The following is a 24,262-nucleotide window of genomic DNA, read 5'->3' as shown; positions in this document are numbered from 1 at the left end:
TTACCTCTATCTCATTAATGATTCAATGTCTTTTGTTAAATCCTCGAATGCACGGTCATTGCTTTGGTTTTCCATACTATTAATATTTAATAGAGCCTCTTTAACAACTTCAGAGGCTTTTTCATGTCGCTCTACAATTACGATTCCCACTGTTTCTTTAACAGTGTAGTCTTTTTTTTGCTCTTCGTTATATCTTTCTTCACTTATTAATCGGTTAACAACATTTACGTTGGTGTTTTTTACAACGTGTTGGTTATTTAACTCACTCTTTTTTTGTAATGTATTCATCAATGTTATAGCTGCTGCGCCAATTACAACTGTTCCAGTTATAAACTTTACAAATGATTTAAATTTCATCGTCAATAGCTCCTTCAATAAGACTTAATCTAAAAGGCCTTTAATAATTTGGTCCATTTCATCAAATGAATCATCATTATTTTTGGAATTTGCTTCACCTTCACTAAAAATATTTTTTAATGAATTCTCCAGTTCATCTTGAGCCATAGCATGTCGTTTAGCTATTGAATCTCTTACTGAATTTTTTTTGTTGGAAAACTTTTCTTCACTAACCATAATCAATTGTGCTTGCGTATCTAATATTTCGTTACTCTTTTCGATTTGCTCACTTAAATTGATCTCTTTTTGTTTTTTCTCAACAGCTTTATTAATTATATTTATCGCAATAGCACCTATTATTCCAGCAGTCAAACCACCTGCAAATAAACCAATTAGATTTGCTAAGCTTCCTAAAAGAGGAATTTCTACAGCTAAGAACGGTATAGTCATTAAGCTTTTCTCGATTATTTCACCAAGCACTATAGCACTTACAGCACTTAATCCAGCCATGACAATTTTCCCCGTTTCTAATAGACGAATACTAAGAGGTTGATCTTTATTATCCGGATTTTTTAAATAGTTCACAGCTTCTTTAAGAGACTTCCAACCTTGCTTTAATAAAATCCATACTTTTTTTATAGTTTCGAAAATTGGTCCAACAATCGCCGTCATTATTGTCGTTAATACATTGTTACTCGCATTTTTTAAATGTAACTTTAAATTGCTAATGAACGATTTTACAGCTTCTTTAATATACTCCATTAAAGTTTTTAAACTTTTTTGTGCCGACTTTAACCATTTTACTAGCTTACTAATAACCTCTTTAGTGAATTCAGCAAACAGCAACATAATGGCAGATCTTAAAGCTTTTCCTCCAATGCGGAAAGCTTCTTCCTTTCTAGACTGTTTTCCTGCCTCAATAGATCTCTGCTCTCCTTCTTTCTTTCTTTTTTCATATTCTTCATGAGAAACTTTATCTTGTTCTCTTAATTCATCCCCATTTACGTTAAATCGTTCCTCTGGTTTTTTCCCATCCCTCTCACTATTTAACCAGTCTTTCATAGAACTATCACCTTTTGACTGGTTAGCAGCTGAGTCTAAATCATTTAAGTTTTTGTCACTATTTGCAAATGCAACCTGTTCTTCTCGACTTAAATGTGCATTAGCTGCGGCATCACGGTTAATTTCCGCAGTAGGAATAGTATGGTCTTTATGAACGCTAGCTGAGCCTTTATCTCGCCCTTTATCAAAATCATCACGAGCATCTTTATTTAAAACTTTTATTTCTTTCCCTGTTCTTGAGTCGATTCTTGTTTTTACATTTCCATTTTCATCTTTTTGAAAGCGAGCTTGATAATTGTCGTACCGTTTTTGATAATCAAGTGTCTCTTCCTGTATCTTTCCATTTATCTCAACTTTTATCGTTTGTTTGTTATGTGTTGCAATTTTACCCTTTTCAAAATTTTCAGTCGTTTGGATATGCGCATCTTTACGAAGATCTAGCGTTAAACCATGATTTTCACCAATAAAATCTGTTCCAGCTTTTGCTGCAATTTGATTCATAAATTGTTCCCAAACTACGCCTTTAATAATTTCCCCTAAATTATCCTCATTACCTATTTTCTTTTGTTCTTCTTTTAATAAATGTAAATCAGACATATGCAGTTCAATTTCGTGTTCTAATTTACTTTCTAACTCATCAAAATCCAATGTACCTTCGACGTCTATATCTTCCAAAAATAAATTCATATTTTCTTTAGACATTGTCACAACTCCTAACATTATTTAATTACATTTAGATACACATATTATGTCACATTATACTTCCTTATACTGTAAAAATAAAATGGTTTTTTATACAGATAACACATTGAATATATATAAGCGCTAATAAATAATTTCGTTCAAATTTTTTTATTATAAATTAAAACAACTATAACTTATAATTAAATCAATTTCATAAATCATATTTTTCAAGAGCTTAGACTGCTCCTATTAAAAAAACTTACGTTTTAAAAATTATGCTGCGTGAGTTTGTGTTTGTAATAAAACATTCACGATCCACTGCTAATTTGCAGGCATTATAAATAAAGGTCACCAGGTTGAAATGAAGTTTGACTTTTCTTCCCGTTCTATGACGGATGTTGTTTAACTGAAAATATTCCTTTAAATAGGCATCACACGTTCTACGGCGGTACGTTCCTTATAAAGTTGTTTCCAAAGTTCAGAGCCACGTGCTGGATACGTAAATTTCCGTAAATCATTGTCACACTTGATTTTAAAAACCTTCTGACAGAGCGAATCATCATGTAATGGACAGGTTGCGCATTCCTTTGGCCTTGTAAACTTTAGTGTTCGATACTTCTCATCAAAGCTATCGTAACAGTAGCTGTGTTCACGTACACAGGTTGGTCTAAAATGCTCATCAAATCCAAGATATTCACCTTCATTACGGATATTATAGGGAATAACCGCACGCATTTGATACTCATGTAATTGACGGTAAATGGGTTCATAATCATACCCTGCATCCAATATAGCGGTCGTAAAATGTCTTGGAAATTGGTCTTCTACTTTCTTTAGAAGAGGAATTGCTGCCTTAAAGTTTGGCTGAAACGGCAAAAGCAAATGGCATCGATTTCTATCAATACCTAGTGACGTTAATTACAGAATTGCCAAATTTACCGATTCACCAACAACCAGAGATTTTAAATAATTACATGCCTTGGTCGAAAGAAATCCAAGTCACATGTGCAAAATAGCCATCTATCCGAAAAAAATAGGATAGATGGCTATTCAACGTGCGTACCGAGAAGGTGCGCTTTTTTTATATTTCGGGCTTACATTGTATCGTTTTTGACTCATAAAAAAGACACGTCCTCTATTGGTTATAATATTACTTAACTAGGATGTGTCCATGATTCCACTCTACATTCATTTATTTGTATTTTTTAAAACTTACATTTTGTTGTTTTAATATATTAAACTCTATACTTACATTCCATGGTTTATAGGTTTTAAATCCCTTCTTAAATCGTTGTCTTTCATATTTTATATAGGGGCTTTCTTCTATAAACATATTAAAGTTTTTATCTGTTAATCCATTTTTCTCAAATACTTTAAAACACTCGATAGTTGTATATGATTTTATATACCCCAGAGATAATTCTGCTACCTTAGGATATGTTTGATTAAAGAAATTTCTCGTTAGAATACCTTCAATAACAGTAATTTCATTCTTATTAATATTTTCTCCTAAAAAGGGAGCTACTATAATAATTCCTCTAATATTTTTTATGTTACCTTTATCTAGATTTAAACGTTTACTCAATTTATTTAAATTTTCTTCTGATGTATAAAAATCGAAATTTCTTTTCATCTGTATGAATGCTTTTTCAACTTTATACCTAAGCTTATAGTATTCGAATGAATTTATAACATGAGAAAAATTTTTTATTTCACAAAGATACAAGGTTTCTCCCATATAGAAAGCTCCATCAAGTTCATATGTCTCGCAACCAGTGTTATCTTTGATGTTTGTAAGAAATGTTAAATTATTACCTTTCTCAACGAGATTTCTCATTGCTTTCTCATAACCATAACCCTTTTCACTCAAGATAGATTCATTCGACATTAATCTCATTATTGAGCTTGTTATATTTGTTGTAAGGACTATTTGAGGAATTATAGTATAATTACCTTTATCCATCTGTATAAGTGGGTTTTCAAAAATACTGTTGGATTTCTTAGAAAAAGTAATTAATTTAATTAATTTTTCAATTTTTTCTCGTTCTATTCCTTTTGAACATAAAAGATTACGAATCTCTTCGAAACTATAAATTGGTAAGTTACATTCAAAAGAAGCATTACCTAATTCCATAGGTTCTTTAAACTTATTTATATAGTCAAACGCCAACTCTTTTAAACAAAAATAAGTCTGACATAACTCTTCTAAACTTATACCAATTGTTTTATCAACAATATGAGAAGGATCATTTATATTTAAAAACTGTTTAATAAATTCAATATCATTATCATAATTTAAGTATAAATCTCTATAAACTTCTATTAGTGTAGAAAATTTTTTATTTAGACTTTCGAAGGCCTGCCTAGACATTTTAGCATCTAATGTTGTCAAATATCGATTCTTAGCAATATCTACCTTCAACTTTTCTTCTGAAATTCTAATTTTTATTTTTTTCTTTTTCTTATCTTTAAAAATTTTTGTGCTAGCAAATTGCCAATCATCAATCCAATTTCCTAATTGGAAGTCAATAGTGGAATTGGAAATAATCATCTCCATATGGTTATCTATACTTTCATAATATTCAAATTCACTAGTCATCCTTGCTTTCTTTACAAATAATACATACCACAATACTTTTGAAAAAGCCTCTATGCTAATTTCATATTTACCTGAATTTAATTCTAATTTCTGCGATAATAGAATATCTGCCATTCTTTGACCCATGATTAATAAATTTGAAAGTAAATTTTCATTTTGAAAAAAAGAAAGATTCATAACTTCATTCATTGATTGAAGGTTTTTATCAATCAATTCTTCAAATAAGCTAATTTCATTTTCTAAATCTACTACTTTTTCTAATTCAGAATCCCTTAAAAGTCCTTTTAATTCAAAAAAAATTTGATCCAAGTATTCTTTATTTTTATTTTTTCCATTCTTATTCAAACAAATTCCAGATACTTTTAAATAATCAATCATCTCATCTACTCCATTACTTTGAAACACTGATAAGACTTTATTTTCAAAAGTTCCATTTCCTATATAATTATGTATTTCCTCCAAATTATAGTATTTTCTCATAAAATTCACCCTATACCATTTTTAAGTTTTAACACATTTCCTTTTACAACTAAATTCCTTTTATAAAACAATATCTGATACTATTTAAAGAGTCTCTAACTATTGTGGGGATTTCTGGATTTCCTTATCACTACTTAACTCATTGTAACTTTTAATTAAGTCTGATTTTTCATTCCACTATAAAAGCAACGTTTCTTTGTAATTTTGAAGGTAGGTAACCTAAATATTTAGTATAACAAAAATAGTATAATTTACATAAAAAAGATATGGTGAATAATGGGTGATTTCAAAACTGGTATGATGGTAAGAGTATGAAAAAATGGAGTTAGTTGGTATAGCTAATTTCTATAATCAAAATAATTTAGAATTAGGAACAACGAACCTTATCATAAGTGCGGTTTTTAAAAAGACCATCTAGAACGCTGATTTGTCAGCGTTTTAGGTGATTAAATTTTTATTTATCATTGTCTTTCCAACTTATGTCCTTTTCCTTGGGTTGGAGGATGTCGATCTTCTCTATCGATATTTACAATACGAGGGTTTGAAACTGCTCCACCTCTAGGCCCTACTTCTTTGTATGTTCCGGGTTGTTGATTATCCAATAAAGCTATCGGACGTGGTAAACAAACACAGCTTTATTTAAAGACTACTAAGACTGGTAAGCCTCGTACAATCAAATTAGATGAAACAACTTTATCGATCTTAAAAGATTGGAATAAGCTCCAAAAGCAGCAATATATTCAATTAGGCATCAATACTCTGAAGAAAAATCAATTGATGTTTAGTAATACAAAAAACGATTTTATCCAGCCTGGTCAAGTTCAGAAATGGATGTATAGCGTACAAAACAAATATACTTTAAAACGCGTATCGCCACATGGATTACGCCATACACACTGTTCTCTACTATTCGAAGCTGGTGCAAGTATTAAAGAAGTACAAGATCGACTTGGCCATTCTGATGTAAAAACTACGTTAGACATTTATACACATGTCACAAAAAAGGCCAAAGAAGGCGCTATACAGAAGTTTGTTGATTATTTAGAGGGCTAATTTTGTGACTGAGTTCTGACTAGAAATTGACTAGATTTGTATGAAATTCAGTGAAATCAGATGAAACTAAAAAGTGTCAAAACCCTTAGTATTAAAGGATTTTGACACTCAGTGAAATCGTATGATTTCTTAAAATGGAGACGGCGGGAGTCGAACCCGCGTCCAGAAACTCCAATACTTCAGCTTCTACGCGTGTAGTTTGCCTATTTACGATTCACGTAACATTATGCCGACAAACAGGCGTCCTGTACGCTAACCTGGAAATCTCTTGCCGGTGACTCAGATGGCACTCCATACAATTTTTATATAGTTAAGGTGTATTACATTTAATTTAAACTTCGTTTATAAAACCTACTTTAAACATTATATCTCATTTCCGCAAAATAAAAAGAGAATCTTTTAACAGATTCCCATAATTATTCCCACTCACTCATTGCTAGTAGCTTAGAAGTAATATTAGGCGTACAGAGATTTTATCTAGTACAGCCCAAGTGATACGTGCCCAGTCAGAAGTCTTACCATCGATAGATGTTACCGCACGGATACCGATTACGTGCAAATTTATATGTCTATTAAATCCAATTTGATTTGATTTAATATCAATAAAAAATTCTATACCAATAATAAATCTAACTATCTGAACACAAAACAAAACTAAATACATATAAATTACTAGTGTTGTTTATCATCCTTAACTTAAAGTTCAAATTTTATTTATCAATTTCAAAATCTAAATTAGATAAATCATCTTCAAAAATTTTTTTGGAAAATATCTAACTTGTTCTGTATTGTTTTACTAATACTTTCAGAATCAAATCCCAGCGATTGCTGATACACAGGCGACAAAATCAAGTTTTGAATTCTTCTTTTATTTGCCTTTCTACCAAAAGAAAATCTCCATTTATGTTGTAAATTAAATACCGCTGTATAATACATCAATTCTTCAATTCCCATTTCCTTTTTGGGGATTAAAATTGTTGCAGAATCACCGCCATTACCTTTAGGTAAAAAATCTTTTAATTGTAAAGTTGCGTACCCTAAACCAGATATACATATTGCGGGTGCACTAAAAATTTTATCTTCGTCAAAGGGTTCGACATACTTAACTATACCGTTATTGATTTCAGTGTTTGTTATGAAAGGATATGCCCCATCATCATAGTCATCTACACCTTTAGACTTTGCCACACTTATTGTAAATAGATCACTTATTTTCATCTATTAACTTTCCTCTCTAATATTTTGGAAAATAATTTCTTGATAAACGTTTTTCATTTCTTTAATTATCGCGGCATTTTCTAGTGGTTCGTTTTCTAAATATGCTTGAGGAATCAATTCAAACTGTGTATCTTTTTCGTTAATAGGTTTAGTTTGGGCACGTCCAAGAATCTGTACGTCATTTCCATCATCTATAATAAAATTATTTAACAATGTTTTAAATTCTTGTAACTCGCCATTAGTTGCGGAATTCGGCAATCGTTTCCGTTTCAACTTTTTATATCCATCATCTGTGATTTTCATCCAAAAAACATTTTTATCCATGTCATGCGGAATACCCTTTTTCAATATAATTGCAACAGTTTCGGTTGATGCTGACGGATAGAACAAATCCGAAGGTAAGTTAATTACAGATACTAAAGTGTTATCCTCTAATAATTTTTTTCTCCAAATTAACTCATTTGATCCAGAGTACATTACCGAAATAGGAACTATCGCAAATAATAATCCACCTTCAACCGTTTGTTCTAAGGCATGATTAACAAAAACATATTCTTGTTCAGCATCTTGTTTTAAAGCAAATGGTGGATTCATCAACACCTTATTTACCGGTGGTCTTTCATTTGCTTCTCTTACATATTCTGCACTTAATTCACCGTTTCTAACTTTCCTATTAAGTTTAATAGCAAAACAGTCCTCATTGATAATATGATTTTTGCCATCTCCTCTAAAAATCATATTGACAATTGCTAAAGTTGCAACGTTTGTCTGCTGTTCAACACCAAAAATCCGGTGTTTCTTAAACATTTCTAACTGTTGTGATGTAGAATTTTTTCTTACATAATCATAGGCAGCAACTAAAAAGCCCCCTGTCCCACATGTGGGATCATATACAACGTCAGTAGACTGTATATCTAAAACTTCACACGCAAATTGAGTAATATGTCTTGGTGTTAAAACAATGCCGATATCTTTCGCACCATTACCATACTTAAGAAATACTTCATAAAATTTCCCTAAAATATCGTCATTACTATCCATTGCAGCCTTAATGTTAATTTTTCTTAGTTTAAAAAACACTTTGACTATAGCACTTTTATATTTAGCTTTTGCTGATTCTTCATGAGGAAGTTGTAGTTCAATTTGCTGTGCAAATTCACGTTTTGAATGTGCGATAAGAACATCTTCTGCACGATTGTTTATATCTCTAATAAAAACCTCTGGAGACGCGTTTAAATTTGGTAGCGTATCAGAAACCATTGATAATAGTATAGCAGAAATCACTGTCGCCCTTGCATCTTTGTTAATAGATGCCCCATGAAAAACTTCATTTATTTCTTCTGCTATTTTTAATAATTGTACCTCATTAACCTTTAAATCATTTAATTTACCTGTGGAATTATCTACTAAATCCCTTGCTTGTGAAGGTGAAAGAAGCCCAGTGATATTTTTACCATTATATGTAACTCTCTCTGTTCTACCTGTTGAATGAATAACCGCAGTCTTAATTAAATATTCATCTTCCTCATTACCTGCAACTCCAGAAATAATAAATGCATTAACACCAGGATTTGTATTTATTGATATCGCATAATCCTTTGCTTCTTCAAATGCTGTATCTAGATCACTATGCTTAGGCTTAGCTTCTATTACCCAGAATACATCTTCCCTCACTTTAATAACGTATTCTGGCTTCGTTCTCCCAAGACCTATTTGTATTTCTGGATTATCTAAACACTCTTGTTGAGTATAAACTTCTCCCAATGGATCTCTATTAGGATTTTTAATATTCCAACCTAAGTTTTTCAATTCATTTCTTATAAATGTATATGAAGTAAATTCTGATATTCTAGCCACAATAGTCCCCCTCTTTTATTATAGTATATCAAAAATAACTTACTAAAATTAACCATTATTATTTCTTTTAAAAAAACCTAATTAAGCTAATTATATATAAATAATTTTCACCTGTTAAGAGTATCAGTTTCAAAACAGTTATAACATAATATTTCAGCTTGCTATAATAGTAATATTTGTCATTACTTAGTTTCATGATTAAAGCTAACTAACTCTCTATCTATTTTGTATGCCTCAACCGCCTTCTTACTGTAAGTGCTACTCTGTATATGATTTAGTTGGACTACACTATGCCAATTAAACTCAATTCATATGTTGTTAAATTAACAGATCAGCAAGTATATCTAATTCTTTATTTATATTATGAGAAAAATGTTTTGCCACACATTACACCAACTTTTAATGTGACTAAGGCTATAATCAGAAATATCGTAACGGAAAGTCTCGACCAGTTTGTCATGAGGAATAACCCTATTCCTTAGAGTGTCCCCTTAGCACTTTGTCCATTCCATCTTTTCCGCCTTTAAAGTAACCATTCCCGTAGGCTATCTTCATAACCAACAATTCATCTTCTGTTAAATCACGGTCTAAACATCTTCAATTTCATTTGTTACTAATTCATAATCGTCTGTAATCCTTGAATCAAATTGGGCATGGAATAGGTATTCTAAAAATTTATTATGTTCTCCATTTTTCATAACTTTAATCAGTGAAACCATTTGTTCAGCAGTCATTTTTGTCATGGTAGCATCATTCTTTTAAATTTATTTTATCCAATATTTTTTCTAGTTCCTCATGTATTTCCGCAGATTCAGTCATGTTGTACCCCAAAATGTTATAAAGAAAATTTCGCAAAAATTTTTTAAAGCTATATTTCGATCCGTATCAGGTCAGTCTAACCTTTGGTATTACTGGATTTCTAGCTAATTGTGCATGGAAGGTTCTAAAATTACCGAATAAATACAATACAGACCAGATCGCGTACATATACAGACCCCCTTCACCCATGCTACCCTTCTTAGCTACAGCTGAGTAGACATGCTGAAATACACTTTCTTATACAGGATAGGAGGGCGTTATAAGGGCACCTCAGCTTATTCTTACCGTTCTTCCTATTGTAGTGTAAGGTGATGGTTCACGGCTTCACTTGTTTTCTCAGTTCACTGATGACGTTTACGGTGTTTAGCTGTGGTATCGCTATGTCTATCCTTCCTCTATCCTGTCTGTTGGGTGCTGTGTTGTTCCCTAGCTGTCGTGCGTTTGTTTGTTTGATTGGTTGCATTCCTTATATAGCATGACCGTGACTTCCTGTTTGGATGGCAGATAGTTGTTTATCCTTACTATCAATCAGCTATAGTTCTCCATTCCCTTCAAGGTCAGATGTAATTATTCTTACTATCAATTATACCTTCCACAAATCAGCAGCTTCACATTTCATTCTGAAACAAAAACCTTAAATAAATGCATCATTTTCTCAGAATTTTTACTTAGACTTTTGACAGTGACTTTTGGGAGTGTATGAACCCGCATTATTACGTTGCTGTCTTGTCACTTTCATATGTCTTGACTTTCAGTAGTTGTATAAAGAAATTGCCCCTAAAGAAAAGCCCTTTTATTAAGAATTGGGTTTATAATGTAATTAAGTAAAAAAAGCGAGGTGTACATATGACATTTGATAGACAGCAAGTAGCAAAAGAAAAACTTGAAAAAGCCCAAAAAGCTAACTCAGAAGGTGTTTTAATGTCTTTTTCGGTAAATACAATGCTAGATGAAAGAGTGCGTCCTGAATGTGCAAAGTTTGAAGGATCTAAAGCAAGTGTTGAAGATGCGATTATAGGAGTTAATCACCCACCTTTCTACAAGGATTGTCGTTGTTTTGCTACTTACTCCATAGAAGGCATAAAAAAGAAATAAAATAACATTACTTTTAAGCGGTGTGCCATTTTTTAGGGCATGCCATTTTTTATAATAAGGTCGTATCAAAAAGTCGTATCAAATAGAAATCACAAAAAGGGGCAATACATAATGATTTATGGCTACGCAAGGGTATCAACTAATAAACAGGAATTAGACATTCAAATAAAGGCACTTAAAGAGGCTGGGGCTACTAAGATTTATAAAGAAAAGATCAGTGGGGCTAAAACGGACAGAAAAGAATTAAACACGCTGTTAGCCGAAATTAAGGCTGGAGACACTCTTTTAGTAACTAAGGCGGATCGTATAGCACGTTCTCTTTCACAACTAGAAAAGGTCGTTACTGAATTAACCAGTAGAGGCGTAGCTGTACATATAATCAATATGGGAATGTTTACAGCCGAAACAATGGATAATCCAATGACTAAGCTATTATTCAACGTATTAGGTGCTTTTGCTGAGTTTGAACGTTCTATGATTATCGAAAGAAAGCAAGAAGGTATTAAGGACGCTAAAGAAAAGGGTGTTAAGTTTGGTAGGAAGTCTAAGACATATGTAATTGAAGGGGCTTTATTACACGCTATTGAACAAGTTGAAGCTGGCACAATATCACAGCCAGAAGGTGCGGAATTTGCTAAATGTAGTATCGCAACATTTAAGCGTCGAATAAAGGAATATAGACAACAAAAAGAAGAGGTATAATGCCCCCTCTTTTATTGTGCATAAAAATATTTGAACTCCATGTAAACCCAGCGTAAGTAAGCATTACAAAAGTTTCGAAAAAATAGTTGCATAAATTTGCACAAGATTTCTAATTAGATTGTAATTCTTTCTTTAAATTCGGATAAACTTTCATCTTCAGAAACTTCCTTATTTCTTCAATTGAATTAAATCTGTTTTCTCTTTGAGAATGCAATCCTTTATCTAAAAATTCTCTCAGACCTCTATTATTCTCCAGTTCATAATTAGATTTTCTTCCTGTTAAAATAAAATAAATAACTTTCGTTAAAGCATATGTTTCATGATTTATAATATAGTTTTTAAATCCAATTCTTTCTAAATCTGTTAGATCATTTATTGAACCTTTTACTATTGTATTTTCTTTAGTTAAATTACTTTCTTTAATTTTTACTAATCCTAAATCTGAGATTTTTATCATATCCGTACCATCATCATAAGTTTTAACTAAAATATTTCTATAACTGATATCTCTATGTAACATACTTTTCGAATGTAAATACTCAAAACCATTTAACAATTGAACAATAAGTATATTTCTTTTTTCAAAAATTAACTTATTATTCCTTTTCCCAATATAATCTTCTAAAACTTCATCTATATATTCCATTGAATACGAAATTTCTTGTTCATCGTACTTATACGACTTAACAATAAATGGTGAATCTAATTTTTTTATGCTATCAAATTCTAATTTAAATCTGATTAACTCATCAGCAGTAAGGTCTTTATTCGCTTTTTTTAAAGCTATCCATTGGTTTGTACTAGGATCTTTATATTTATAGACTTTTGCATACGCCCCCTCACCTACTGGTTTTAAAGTTAAAGATTTTAATTTATTATTTTGTTCAACTGTTATCTGATTAGCTAATTTGAATATAGCTTCACTTTCAATTAAAAGGACTTTCTCAAATTCTTTAGGTATTTTACTGCCACCACTTGAACTTAAAAAGCTTGTACATTCTTCTAATCTCTTTTGATAGTAATCAGATAGCGATATTTCTATTTTAAACTTATACAGATTTGCTTTTAGCATTCTTAAAAAATCTAGAATGTATATTAACTGTCTACTTTCTGCTGCATTATAGTGTCCACCATCAAAATTGTTATGTTTTTCATTTAGAAACTTTAATAGCCTATTTAATGCCGAGTGTATTCTAGGAAAAAGTTCTTCTAATTCATCAGGATCTATTGAATCATACAAATATTCATATAAAACATATTCATCGTTGTTCATAAAATTCTGGTTAAATTCATCTAATTTATTTTTCAAATAGCGGTTAATATCTGACATACCAACACCACCCTCGATTATATTGTAAATAAACTTTAACATGAAGACACTTATTAGGACAAAAAAACTACTTTAACCGTATCTATTGATTCTCTTTTCTTGTTTCGCCATCAAATCATGCAACGCTATTGTTATTTCATCATCTTTAGTTACTCGTTTCCCTTCGATAACAGATTGATTTCTCATCGCTAATCTAATCATACTATCAATAATACCACTATTGTATTTCATTCAATTACTCCTTTCTCTGTACTTCGCTTCGCTACGTATGTGGACGTTTCACGCCCACACAGTTTTAAAGCTAATAATATTAGTTATTTTTTATCTAATATGCGAAGGACACGCTAGTGTTCTTCCTGAATAACTGGGGTAGATTTTTCTACCGCAAGTTATTTAGCAAATTACTTATATACTTTTCTAATACTTTCTTTTTAAAGAAACACGCTAGAAACCCTTATACATCAAGGGTTACCGCGTTTGTTTACCACCCTTCGAGAGTAAAGATAGTTTTAAATTTCATTATTAAGATACTGTTCCAATAGAGTTCTCATTCGGATAGATGGTATATAAATGTTTATCGGTTCACCTTTACGAATACGGCTACGAAAGATCCATTGTAATAGTTCTGATAAAGCAAATAAATTCATATTAACTTCAACACCTTGTTTATTAAAAAAATGTTTTGTCAAAGGATTCATATAAATGTTAGCTAAATAAATACATGTACTTTTGTGTTGAAATTCATTTGTAGCCCTAGCATTTACACTTACAAATTGTTCTTTTAATCCCCTTGGGGTTAATTTATCCTTATAATCTTTAAAGGTAGTCCACATTACTTCATCTGTAGGTACAGTACATTTGTTACGATAGAAGTTATATGCATTATCTTTAATTACTTTCCTTACATCCTTGCTTGCAGTTTTTTGTTTTAAATCAGATACACTAAAATAATTGTGCCTATTCCCCATCTTGTTCATATCTTTTCTGTCATTAGGTGAAAGGTAATAAATGTTTATCATTCTTTTTAAATGCGTTCTATCTTCATTTTCGAAGGAAACGTATGATGCTAATTTATAATGTTTTCCTTCCTTTACGACAGTTTTATACACATATTTTTGACCATACAAGTCAAAATAAGCACGTTGAATCTGACCATCAAACATATAAGTCAGTATAAATACTCTTTCAAAACAATTAAATGTTTCAACAGGAAATAACCGATACAACGCTACTGGTTCCTTATTTTTATCTTCATACATCATTAGTTTTCCCGAATTAGCCAAATTTCTTACTTTTTCAAAAAAACCTTTTTTATAATCGGTTTGCTGCCAATCAACCAAACCATTTTCACCTAATCCAATCACCTTGTTTTCTACTAGCATTTTTAAATCATCTGTTGCAATATCTACTTGTTCAATTACATCCATAACTTCATCAAGAATTAACGTGTAATTTTCCATCTCCAACAGATCAATAAATTCACGGTCTATATTTTTAAATAGTGAATGAGTAGATACAATATTTTCACCAGCAGCAATAAGACGTTTAACATCCTCTAGTTTCGTGTCACCTTCTCTATCTTCATCAGGTTGTTTAAAACCACGGTTAACAGATGCTATTACTCTTTCTACCTCAGTTTTAAATGGTGTAATATACATAAACTTCTGATAAACCAGGGCATTCTTCATATATTGAATAGCCCAGCTTGTTTTACCACTTCCCATAATCGAATCGACAACCGTTATTGATACTTCTTTCCTTTTAATAAATAAATTCGTCACCATATATCCTCCATTTGTTTTAATAAATACCCTTGCATAAATACACTTGCAAATTGGAATCAATATAGGACATAAAAAATAAAAAAAGCCGTCAGACTATCCGAACGACTTTAAAATAAATTATTTTCTTTTTTCTTTAGAAAGAATGGTTTCATTACCCTGTGTATTGCTTCCAATTTCCCCAACAACATTCTTTGTAGTAGTGATTTCATTCACTGTAAATTCAACGTCACCAAGTTTAATTGTTTCACCAATGCCAACAACTTTTGCTTCTTCTTTAGCTGGTTTCTTACTACTCTCTTACTACTTTTTTCGCATAACGTGAAGTTCCATATCCACTTCCTGTAATTTATGTGTAAGATACCTTACAGATTCATGCAGTTCTTTGTGTGATACTTGTTCCATCTTTAATGAAAGCATTTCTTGCTTCATGTCCATTAAAGTGATCTTAAAGAAATCTTGTGTTCTTTGAACTGCATTTTCAAATTCTCGTTGTGTTCTTGCTTGTGACTGTATAGCTTTTTCAGTTTCTTCAAATTGTTGACCAATGCCATTATGTTTGTTTTCGACTGATTCAAGGCGTTCTTCTACTTTATCAAGACGCTGTTCCATTTTGTCAAAGCGTTGGTTCATTTCAGTTTTCATTTCTTGTAGCATTTCCAAAATTATTTTCAATTCGTTTTCCAATTTAATTCACCTCTATAGTTGAAGACCCTAATTAGCATCTTTAGTAATAGTTTCCCCTTTTACTTCAATCTGAGGACAAACAAAGCTTAACTATCTTTATCAGGAATAGTATAAATCTGTTCGATTTGACACCATGCTGCATTTAAATACTCTTCAACCGATTCATTGATTTCTGGTAATCTAAATTCTCCACCACCATCTAGTACATACTTTAAAATCCTTTTTGGATTATCGGACAGTTTAGGTTCTACACCAAATACACTTAATGCAATTTCAAGTTTTAACTTACCTTGATATTCTCGCACTACCTCCCCCAATAAATAACGAATAATTCTAGTTTCATCAGACATCATTTTTATCTCCCTTACGATTATATTGACAAACCTTGATTCACCTCTCACCATGAAGCCTGAGTTGAGGACAACAGGTGTTGCTGAATTGACTGCCTATATCACTGAAACAATAATAGAATCAATGACATAGACAGACACTCGCACACACTTCATGAATCCGTCATTTGAGGTATCCAGTTTATGCCCTTGTTTAAATGTAATTCTCTCGAATCAATACACGTAGTTTCTACTTCTGCCCCCGAAACGTCTTGTAATCCGTCTACACACCTCTTGTATGTATCGTAAATAGCCTATCCTACTGTTATGAGGAACTCGGCAACAATTACAATGTATCGTGTATTCTGCATGACCGTAATCATTCAGACCTTCCACTCCTAGCTGTTAATGGTCACTAACACCATTCAGACACTACGAGAAACAAGGAACTCGTTTAATAGCGTCCTAGACTTATTTAATGCGGCGGCTAAGTCATAACCTTTCCAGTTTTGTTTTGATTCGAGTTAGTGGGCAACCTCGAAAGAGTTTTTCCTAAAAAAGGCAATAGGAAACCAGACCTTTGCACTTTAGCTTTTTTTGAAGTAAAATGAAGGCAATGTAACTCATATTCAGTTATCGATGGTGAGTCGATTTTTATGGGTCGCACTACTATGTCGCCAAACATATAGTGCATTTCTTCAAGAGGGTGTTTCCAGCACTCTCTTTTTTATTTGTCTATAAATAATCCTTTAAGCTACGTGCTACTTCTTCCACGTTAAGATCTAAATACTGCGTTGTTACCGCTAAATCAGAATGACCTAATGCCTTACTGATTAAAGGCACACTAGCCCCCTTATCCAATAGATTTTTCGCAAAGCCCCTTCTAATCGCATGTGGGTTAATATTTTCTAAGCCAAAACGTTTTGAATACTTATTAAGCTGTTTAGAAATTGCACAGTTTGATGATTTTGATGTACTCATAGACAATCCATTCTGTGTGATAAACACACTTTGATTGTTAATCTTGTAATGCTGACGTATCTTTTTATTTTGCTTAATCAGCAGTTGCAGCATTTCAGTTAATTCATCATCTAATGGCAGCTTTAAAAACTTGTGATTTTTTAATGTTGAACCATCTAAATTTAGGCACTGGTGTTCAAAGTCAATATGCCTTTCCTTCAATTCGCAAAGTGTATGGATACGGATTCCAGTTCTGTACATCAGCAAAATAGCAGTAACGTCTCTAAATCCGATAAAGGTCGATTTATCTATGAAGTGAACCAGTTTGAGAATATCGCCTTCTTTAGCTGCTGCTTTTACCTCTGTATCAACCTTAATTTGAATCTTCAGCCAGAACTTATCTTTCAACCAATCATTAAAATAGAACTTCCCTAAAACTGCTTTAATGGTCTTTAAACGTATTTTCTTTGTTTGCTGTGATACATCTAGACCATCTAAGTAGCTATAAATCGTATCAATCGTAATTTCTTCTACATAGTGAATTTTGTTTGCTTCACAAAACCCCCGAAAAATATAATCATAGCTACCAATGGTACGTGGTCTATTGCCAGCAATATTCATTTGCTTAAACACAATTTCTAATGCGTAATCCATCGGTATCCAATGATTATTACTAGCTTTAGGATTAACGTGTCGTGCATTTCCCATCGAAAACACACCATGCTTTCTGCTTTTATCCAAAGAAAAAAACCCCCTATTCATCTTGTGAATTAGAAGGTTTATAAACGCAAGTATTCAATTAAATGTACCCTTAAAAACGAAAAAAGTTAGGGAGTCTTTTTGAAAGTTTAACACCTTCATCAAGTTACCCTAACTCTTATAAACGTTGATATAACAGCATTTCTACTGCTAAATATCTTGTATGGAGACGGCGGGAGTCGAACCCGCGTCCAAAGACTCCAATACTTCAGCTTCTACGCGTGTAGTTTGCCTATTTGCGATTCGCGTAACATTATGCCGACAAACAGGCGTCCTGCACGCTAACCTGGAAATCTCTTGCCGATGACTCAGGTGGCACCATCGACCGTATCCCACTAAAGTTGGGCCCCACGTTCTCTACATGGGCGATAGAGAGGCAGAGCGCTTACGAGCTTACGCTGCGAAAGCTAAGTTTTGTTGTTTGCCAGTTATTATATAACTGTCGTTGATGACGGAGCCGAGCCCTCCGACGCGCGACTAAAGCTTGAACCATCCCTGTCGAATCCGTAACGTCCCCTTGATAGATGAATCAAAGCGGTTAGGCCTCGTTCAAACAAAGAGCTAGAATTGCTTCTAGTACGGTGGGAGCTTAAAAGTACGCTTCCATGAAATCTGGCAATCAGTAATACATATTATAAAACAAAATCTGCGATAGTTCAAGTGTCCCGCTATAATAGGAAAAATTGGCTTGGGTAGAAATGCTATCCGTCACTTCCGAGATTCTATCCGCCACGCGCCGCACACTCCAACCAAAAGCAAAAAGCCCACCAACCATGTAGTGAGCTTTCTCCCAATCTATTAATATTGATTTTTGGATTTGAAGGTGCGTTCCATTTCGCGTTTGGCTTCTTTTTTACGCATGTCGTTGCGTTTATCGTAGTCTTTTTTCCCTTTGCCGACGCCGATTAAGAGCTTGGCATAGCCGTCCTTGATGTACATTTTCAATGGGACGATTGTGTAGCCGTCACGTTTGACGGCACCGACTAGCTCGCCGATTTGCTTTTTATGGAGAAGCAATTTGCGGGCGCGTAGTGGGTCGTGATTGAAACGGTTCCCTTGATCGAAGGGGCTGACATGCATATTGCTAATCCATGCTTCGCCATTGGTAATGCGGACGTAGGAGTCTTTTAGTTGGGCCTTTCCTGCACGAATGGATTTGATTTCTGTACCGGTTAGGACCATGCCTGCTTCGATTGTCTCTTCAATAAAGTAATCATGTCCAGCTTTTTTGTTTTGTGCTAATACTTTTCCTGAACCTTTTGCCATATGATTCACCCTCTACTTAAAGGTTGAGCTTGAGCGAAAGTATCCTTTCTGAGGACACTTTCGCGCATGCTTATTTACGTTTTGATTTTTTCTTTTTGTTTTTCTTTGCAATGCCTTCATAGAATTTTTGCTTTTGTTTCACACGTTTTTTAGGACCTGGGCTGCTTGAGTCATCTTTGCGACGTCCACGTGGATCACGGTCACCTTCACGGCGTTCACCGCGTTTAGTACCACGACTTCCGCTTTCATCTTCTTGGCGACTGCTTCTACGGCTGCCACCACGCCCGCCTTTTTCGTCATCGCTACGTGTGCTTCTGCGACTACGTTCACCTTTATTGTCGTTATAATTTTTACGTGCGTGAATAACAGTTGGCGCGGCTTTGCGTGTTCGTCCATATGAAGTTACCATTCCAACGATTTCAAAGTCAATGGATGACTCCTCAATAATGACATTGGCAACACGGACTGTTACTTCATCACCAATACGGAATTGACGATTTGTACGTTCACCGATCATGATCATTTGACGATCATCGAAACGGTAGTAATCATCTGTCATATTGCTAATATGGACAAGTCCTTCAATCGTGTTTGGCAACTCCACGAAAATACCAAAGTTGGTAATGGATGACACGATTCCTTCGAATTCTTCGCCAATTTTATCAGACATATATTGTGCCTTTTTCAAAGCATCTGTATCACGTTCTGCATCAACCGCACGGCGTTCACGTTCGGATGTGTGGTCAGCAATTTCATCCATTGCCATTCCCCACTGTGCAACCGTTTCTCGAGAAGTATCCTTATTAATTAAATACGTACGGATTAAACGGTGTACGATTAAGTCCGGATAACGGCGAATTGGTGATGTGAAGTGTGTATAGAAATCAGTTGATAGGCCAAAGTGACCTAGGCTTTCTGGGTAATATTTTGCCTGTTGCATCGAGCGTAGCAGCATCGTTGAAATCACAGGCTCCTCTGGCATACCTTCAATGGCTTTCAGAACATCCTGTAATGCTTTAGGATGCACGGTATTGCCTGTACCTTTAATTAAAATCCCGAAGTTCGTAACAAATTCAAAGAAGCGTTGAAGCTTTTCTGGCTTTGGATCTTCGTGAATTCGGTATATGAACGGTACATTCATCCAATGGAAGTGCTCCGCTACCGTTTCATTGGCAGCTAGCATGAAATCTTCAATTAGCTTCTCCGCTACTGTACGTTCACGTAGCTCAATATCAACTGGCCAACCTTCCTCATTCACGATGACTTTAGATTCTTTAAAGTCAAAGTCAATGGCACCTCGAGATTCACGTTTACGACGTAAAATGCCAGATAGCTCTGCCATATTTTTAAACATCGGGACAAGTGGCTCATAGCGTTTGATTAACGCTTCATCTTGCTCCTCTAAAATTTTGTAGACATCCTTGTACGTCATACGTTCTGTTGTTTTAATCACACTTTGGAATATTTCATGTGCAATAACATTCCCACTTGCATCAATAATCATTTCACAGGATAGTGTTAAACGGTCAACCTGTGGATTTAATGAACAAATGCCGTTTGAAAGTCGATGCGGAATCATTGGGATAACACGGTCTGTTAAATAAACACTTGTTGCACGGTCATAGGCTTCAAGATCGATGACAGAGCCTTGCGTTACATAATAACTAACGTCTGCAATATGTACGCCAAGCTTGTAAGTACCATCTACATTTTTTATGACAGTTACTGCGTCATCCAAGTCCTTTGCGTCAGCACCATCGATGGTTACAATCGTTTCATGACGTAAATCACGACGACCTACTAAATCAGCCTCTGTAATATCATCTGGCACACGTTGTGCAGCAGCGATGACTTCGTCTGGGAATTCAGGTGGAATATCGTGCTTATATAAAATCGATAAAATATCCACGCCTGGATCATTTTTATGCCCTAAAATTTTTGTAATATAGCCTGTAGCAGATTTTAAATCCTCAGGCCATGTAGCTACTTCGACTACAACCTTATGTCCATCAACAGCGCCTAATGTATCCCCTTTTGCAATAAAGATATCCATTGGCAGCTTTTTATCGTCTAGGACCACAAAGCCAAAGCCACGATTAGCTTGGAATGTACCGACAAAGCTTGTTTGACCACGTTCAACGACCTTAGTTACAGTCCCTTCACGGCGGTCACCAAATGATTCTTTTAACACACGAATAAGAACGATATCTCCATTTATAGCGCCATTAATTTCATGCGGTGGAATGAACACATCATCCATGCCCTCAACATCAGGTGCTACAAAGCCGAAGCCCTTCGCGTGACCGATAAATTTACCTCTTAATAAATTCATACGTTCTGGTAGGCCATAACGATTGGAGCGAGAACGAACAACTAAGCCCTGTCCTTCCATACGGACTAATGTTTTGACAAGCTCCTTAAATTCTTCTGCATCCTCAAAGCCGAATTCATCCTCGATTTCACCGACAGTTAATGGTTTGTAATCTTCTTGGCCGAAAAAAACGAGTAACCGACTTTGTAGTGTATCTTTTTGGTCTTTCATACATATTCCCTCCTTCATGAGAAAATCCTATTTATAATTTTATTGTGCCCAATTTAGGCTTTCTAAAAAGCGATAAATATCTTCATGTAATTGATCTTTTTCTTGATCTAACGTAATAACATGTTTCGAGTTTTCATACCACTTCATATGCTTATCTAGTGACTCAGTTTGATTATATATAATGTTGGCAGATTCTGTCTCTATTACCTCATCATTTGTAGCCTGAACGACAAAAATAGGGGCATAAATCATGTCAATTTCTTGACGGGTACGCGTAATAAATTCACGTAGCTCTTGGAGAGACGGCATGCCTTTTTCAGCAATGAGTGCTACTTCTGTTTCGATTTGTTCCTCCTGTTTACCTTGGAACTTTTTATAGTCTTTAGCATATTTCAAAACACCCTCAAACATGACGTCTGTCGTACGCATAGTCATAGGTGCACACATCGTAACAATTCCTTTAACAGGGTTGTTTAAGGCAACGTTTAATGCCATGACACCGCCTAATGAAAGGCCGGCAACAGCTATTTCTTCATAGCCCGCATCCTGTAACTGTTTATAGGCGGCCACAACATCTTGCCACCAGTCTGCTGGACCTGTTGTGATAAGTTCCTCAGGTTCCACACCGTGACCTTTATAGTGAGGTGCTAAAGTAGTATACCCTTTTTTCTCTAAAAATCTACCAAGCATGCGGACGTCTGCCGAGCTACCTGTAAAGCCATGTAGTAATAAAACGGCACGTGGTCCTGCTTGAAAGAAAAATGGCTGTGATAATGATTTATTCATGGTCAGCACTCCTTCATCCTAAAACGCTCATATATACTATACCCATTATAGCGCTCTCGATGATGCCTCGAGCATAACATTTGGCTATAACATTACATTTCAATTTTTACTCCATCGAGAAAATTTTCCATTTGGTTATGATAAAAGAAAACGCCCAACCAATGTGGTTAGGCGATAGATCTTCAACTATTAGATTTTTGTAATAGCGATTGCTAAAATAAAGAATAGTATAGCTAACACAATTGTTGCACGGTGAAGGATTAAATCCATACCACGCGCTTTTTGCTTTCCAAATAGTTGCTCAGCTCCACCCGAGATGGCACCTGATAAGCCTGCACTTTTACTAGATTGAAGTAATACCACCACGATCAACGCTAATGATACGATAACTAATGAAACTAATACTACTGTATGCATTCACTGCACCTCCCGAACTTTGAAACATCACAACAGACTACATTATAACAAAAAAAGGTTGCCATGACAAACTTAGCTTTCTGTTTAGTAGGAATTTTTCCTCTTCACGTACATCTATTTGTCGGATTATACGACTATTTGTGGATAACACCTCCTCTAATTTTAGATTATAATGGAAAAAATGATATTTTATTGGAGGATTTATGTATTGAACAAAAAAATAGCACTGCTTTTATTATGCTGCACCATTCCCTTTTTTACAGCATGCTCAAAGGCAATCGATATCCTACTACAAGATGAAGAGGATGTCACAATGACAACAACTTTAACAGAAGAAGCAAATGAAACAAATACTGATATAAAAAAACCAGAAAGCAAAGCATTATCCGCCTCATTTTCACCTACCGATTTATTTTCAACCACTTTATTTAAGGATGATCCGGCTTTACTACAATTTGCGAAAAAAGTGGAGAAGCAGGTTGCTCAATTTGAAGAGCATTTTGAGGTTTCTTATACAGGGAAGCTGGATTTTGAGGATTTTGAAGTACAGCTTAATGATTTAAATAACCTGATTACCTTTGTTGACCCTTATACAGCTGGTTATTTTTTATATTATGAATGGAGCGCTTGGGAAAACGATAATGGTTATTCAGTAGAATTGTCCATACAATATTTAACTGATGCGAAAAAGGAAAAAAAGGTAGACCAATATGTGGAGGCGTTCGCGAATCAATATATTACCAAAGAAATGACAGACTTTGATCGTGCGAAAGTCATTAATGATTATGTTGTACAGCTAGCCACTTATACGGAACAGGGCTCTACTGAAGGTCAATCCGTTTTCGAATTAATTAATGAAGAAACTGCTGTATGTCAGGCTTATGCTTTACTTACTTACCGTCTATTAGTAGCATCTGATCTCGATGCGAAGTACGTCTATGGCTATAGTGAAGATCAGTTACATGCCTGGAATCTAGTTCAGGTTAATGATAATTGGTATCATCTTGATACAACTTGGAATGACGTTGCACCTACCGAGCCTTTTACAATTTCCTACGAATACTTTTTGGTCAATGATGAAAAACTAAGTCAAGATCATTTATGGGCCAATGAAAACTATTTTGCCGCAACTAGTAATGCTTATGATTTTATGCATGATATGTGGTATGCCAATACAGTAGATAATGTGATTTATTATAACAGCATGAGCGATAGTACCGTTTATTCCTATGACTTAACGACAAATGAAAATAAACAAATTTCTGCAACTGCCTGCTATTATTTAGTGACTGACCAACAATCTATTTATTGTAGTGACTATGATAATGCTGGCTATTTAACAAAAATAAATGTCCAGGACGGTTCCGAGGAGGTATTATTCGAAGACGAGGTACTGAACTTGAACATCCAAGATGGTATCTTGTATTACGAAACGCTTGACGGCACCAAGCATCAACAAAATTTGTAACCCTACATAGAATCTGTGTGCAGATTTCACAC

General features: G+C 34.2%; 23 protein-coding genes, 1 other RNA gene and 1 pseudogene. 5 read left to right on the top strand and 20 right to left on the bottom strand.

The genetic code is table 11. From position 1 onward, the window contains the following. Nucleotides 1–6: 6 nt before the first annotated feature. The 3 genes and pseudogenes from PI85_RS13900 to PI85_RS23615 form a co-directional block, all read right to left on the bottom strand. Entirely contained in the window at nucleotides 7–357 is a 351-nt protein-coding gene (locus tag PI85_RS13900) for a hypothetical protein (protein WP_036120129.1), read from the bottom strand. 24 nt (nucleotides 358–381) lie between these two features. After that, nucleotides 382–2,100, bottom strand: coding sequence for a hypothetical protein (locus PI85_RS13895; protein ID WP_036120132.1), 1,719 nt, complete (start codon nucleotides 2,098–2,100; stop codon nucleotides 382–384). Nucleotides 2,101–2,341: 241 nt separating this feature from the next. Further along, nucleotides 2,342–2,937 (bottom strand): annotated as a pseudogene (locus PI85_RS23615) (transposase); the annotation flags it as partial. A gap of 5 nt (nucleotides 2,938–2,942) precedes the next feature. Between PI85_RS23615 and PI85_RS24265 the strand changes: the two are divergent. After that, the gene (locus tag PI85_RS24265; protein WP_235318485.1) at nucleotides 2,943–3,098 is read left to right on the top strand and encodes a transposase domain-containing protein; all 156 of its coding nucleotides are present in this window, start codon (nucleotides 2,943–2,945) and stop codon (nucleotides 3,096–3,098) included. Nucleotides 3,099–3,274: 176 nt separating this feature from the next. On the opposite strand, the gene PI85_RS13885 is transcribed toward PI85_RS24265, so the two are convergent. Continuing rightward, nucleotides 3,275–5,161 (bottom strand): hypothetical protein, encoded by a 1,887-nt coding sequence (locus PI85_RS13885; protein WP_036120135.1) that lies wholly within the window; start codon nucleotides 5,159–5,161, stop codon nucleotides 3,275–3,277. A gap of 461 nt (nucleotides 5,162–5,622) precedes the next feature. Then, nucleotides 5,623–5,763, bottom strand: a complete 141-nt coding sequence (locus PI85_RS23935; protein WP_235318484.1) for a YjzC family protein — start codon at nucleotides 5,761–5,763, stop codon at nucleotides 5,623–5,625. A gap of 7 nt (nucleotides 5,764–5,770) precedes the next feature. Between PI85_RS23935 and PI85_RS13880 the strand changes: the two genes are divergently transcribed. After that, the gene (locus PI85_RS13880; protein ID WP_255350103.1) at nucleotides 5,771–6,214 is read left to right on the top strand and encodes a site-specific integrase; all 444 of its coding nucleotides are present in this window, start codon (nucleotides 5,771–5,773) and stop codon (nucleotides 6,212–6,214) included. A gap of 436 nt (nucleotides 6,215–6,650) precedes the next feature. On the opposite strand, the gene PI85_RS25225 is transcribed toward PI85_RS13880, so the two are convergent. The 4 genes from PI85_RS25225 to PI85_RS24450 all read right to left on the bottom strand — a co-directional run bounded on the left by PI85_RS25225 (nucleotide 6,651) and on the right by PI85_RS24450 (nucleotide 10,032). After that, nucleotides 6,651–6,878 (bottom strand): hypothetical protein, encoded by a 228-nt coding sequence (locus PI85_RS25225; protein ID WP_082011576.1) that lies wholly within the window; start codon nucleotides 6,876–6,878, stop codon nucleotides 6,651–6,653. Between the two features lie 86 nt (nucleotides 6,879–6,964). Further along, on the bottom strand, nucleotides 6,965–7,432 hold the full coding sequence (locus PI85_RS13875; protein WP_036120138.1) for a restriction endonuclease subunit S: 468 nt from the start codon (nucleotides 7,430–7,432) through the stop codon (nucleotides 6,965–6,967). 3 nt (nucleotides 7,433–7,435) lie between these two features. Beyond that, nucleotides 7,436–9,289, bottom strand: coding sequence for a class I SAM-dependent DNA methyltransferase (locus tag PI85_RS13870; protein ID WP_052323524.1), 1,854 nt, complete (start codon nucleotides 9,287–9,289; stop codon nucleotides 7,436–7,438). A 587-nt stretch (nucleotides 9,290–9,876) separates the two neighbouring features. After that, the gene (locus PI85_RS24450; RefSeq protein ID WP_158499482.1) at nucleotides 9,877–10,032 is read right to left on the bottom strand and encodes a hypothetical protein; all 156 of its coding nucleotides are present in this window, start codon (nucleotides 10,030–10,032) and stop codon (nucleotides 9,877–9,879) included. A 922-nt stretch (nucleotides 10,033–10,954) separates the two neighbouring features. Between PI85_RS24450 and PI85_RS13865 the strand changes: the two genes are divergently transcribed. Both PI85_RS13865 and PI85_RS13860 read left to right on the top strand, forming a co-directional pair. Then, the gene (locus PI85_RS13865; RefSeq protein WP_036120140.1) at nucleotides 10,955–11,203 is read left to right on the top strand and encodes a phage minor head protein; all 249 of its coding nucleotides are present in this window, start codon (nucleotides 10,955–10,957) and stop codon (nucleotides 11,201–11,203) included. Between the two features lie 111 nt (nucleotides 11,204–11,314). Next, a complete protein-coding gene (locus PI85_RS13860) occupies nucleotides 11,315–11,905 on the top strand; it encodes a recombinase family protein (protein WP_036120143.1) in 591 nt (196 codons plus the stop codon). A 109-nt stretch (nucleotides 11,906–12,014) separates the two neighbouring features. Here the strand turns inward: PI85_RS13860 and PI85_RS13855 are convergent, their stop codons facing one another. The 11 genes from PI85_RS13855 to secG form a co-directional block, all read right to left on the bottom strand. Continuing rightward, nucleotides 12,015–13,235, bottom strand: coding sequence for a protein kinase (locus tag PI85_RS13855; protein WP_036120146.1), 1,221 nt, complete (start codon nucleotides 13,233–13,235; stop codon nucleotides 12,015–12,017). Between the two features lie 72 nt (nucleotides 13,236–13,307). Further along, nucleotides 13,308–13,466, bottom strand: a complete 159-nt coding sequence (locus tag PI85_RS24445; protein WP_158499481.1) for a hypothetical protein — start codon at nucleotides 13,464–13,466, stop codon at nucleotides 13,308–13,310. 278 nt (nucleotides 13,467–13,744) lie between these two features. Next, nucleotides 13,745–15,019, bottom strand: coding sequence for a hypothetical protein (locus PI85_RS13850; protein WP_036120148.1), 1,275 nt, complete (start codon nucleotides 15,017–15,019; stop codon nucleotides 13,745–13,747). A gap of 300 nt (nucleotides 15,020–15,319) precedes the next feature. Continuing rightward, nucleotides 15,320–15,703: a hypothetical protein gene (locus PI85_RS13845; RefSeq protein WP_036120151.1), complete on the bottom strand. Its 384-nt coding sequence runs from the start codon at nucleotides 15,701–15,703 to the stop codon at nucleotides 15,320–15,322. Nucleotides 15,704–15,789: 86 nt separating this feature from the next. Next, nucleotides 15,790–16,056: a hypothetical protein gene (locus tag PI85_RS13840; protein WP_152607453.1), complete on the bottom strand. Its 267-nt coding sequence runs from the start codon at nucleotides 16,054–16,056 to the stop codon at nucleotides 15,790–15,792. Nucleotides 16,057–16,767: 711 nt separating this feature from the next. Next, on the bottom strand, nucleotides 16,768–17,733 hold the full coding sequence (locus PI85_RS13835; protein WP_235318483.1) for a site-specific integrase: 966 nt from the start codon (nucleotides 17,731–17,733) through the stop codon (nucleotides 16,768–16,770). Between the two features lie 179 nt (nucleotides 17,734–17,912). Continuing rightward, nucleotides 17,913–18,268: a transfer-messenger RNA gene (gene ssrA / locus PI85_RS23925) on the bottom strand. A 281-nt stretch (nucleotides 18,269–18,549) separates the two neighbouring features. Then, nucleotides 18,550–19,017, bottom strand: coding sequence for an SsrA-binding protein SmpB (gene smpB, locus PI85_RS13830; protein ID WP_025116583.1), 468 nt, complete (start codon nucleotides 19,015–19,017; stop codon nucleotides 18,550–18,552). 70 nt (nucleotides 19,018–19,087) lie between these two features. Beyond that, a complete protein-coding gene (gene rnr / locus PI85_RS13825; RefSeq protein ID WP_036120157.1) occupies nucleotides 19,088–21,559 on the bottom strand; it encodes a ribonuclease R in 2,472 nt (823 codons plus the stop codon). A 39-nt stretch (nucleotides 21,560–21,598) separates the two neighbouring features. Beyond that, nucleotides 21,599–22,345 (bottom strand): carboxylesterase, encoded by a 747-nt coding sequence (locus PI85_RS13820; RefSeq protein WP_036120159.1) that lies wholly within the window; start codon nucleotides 22,343–22,345, stop codon nucleotides 21,599–21,601. A gap of 189 nt (nucleotides 22,346–22,534) precedes the next feature. Next, nucleotides 22,535–22,762, bottom strand: a complete 228-nt coding sequence (gene secG / locus PI85_RS13815; protein WP_008173196.1) for a preprotein translocase subunit SecG — start codon at nucleotides 22,760–22,762, stop codon at nucleotides 22,535–22,537. A 208-nt stretch (nucleotides 22,763–22,970) separates the two neighbouring features. Between secG and PI85_RS13810 the strand changes: the two genes are divergently transcribed. Next, nucleotides 22,971–24,230, top strand: a complete 1,260-nt coding sequence (locus PI85_RS13810) for a DUF5050 domain-containing protein (RefSeq protein ID WP_036120164.1) — start codon at nucleotides 22,971–22,973, stop codon at nucleotides 24,228–24,230. Nucleotides 24,231–24,262 lie beyond the last annotated feature (32 nt).

Origin of the sequence: Lysinibacillus sp. A1 (genome assembly GCF_000801965.1) — a bacterium.
Taxonomy (GTDB): domain Bacteria; phylum Bacillota; class Bacilli; order Bacillales_A; family Planococcaceae; genus Lysinibacillus; species Lysinibacillus fusiformis.
The sequence above is the reverse complement of the archived record's forward strand: the minus strand, read 5'-3'. Positions and strand labels throughout refer to the sequence as shown.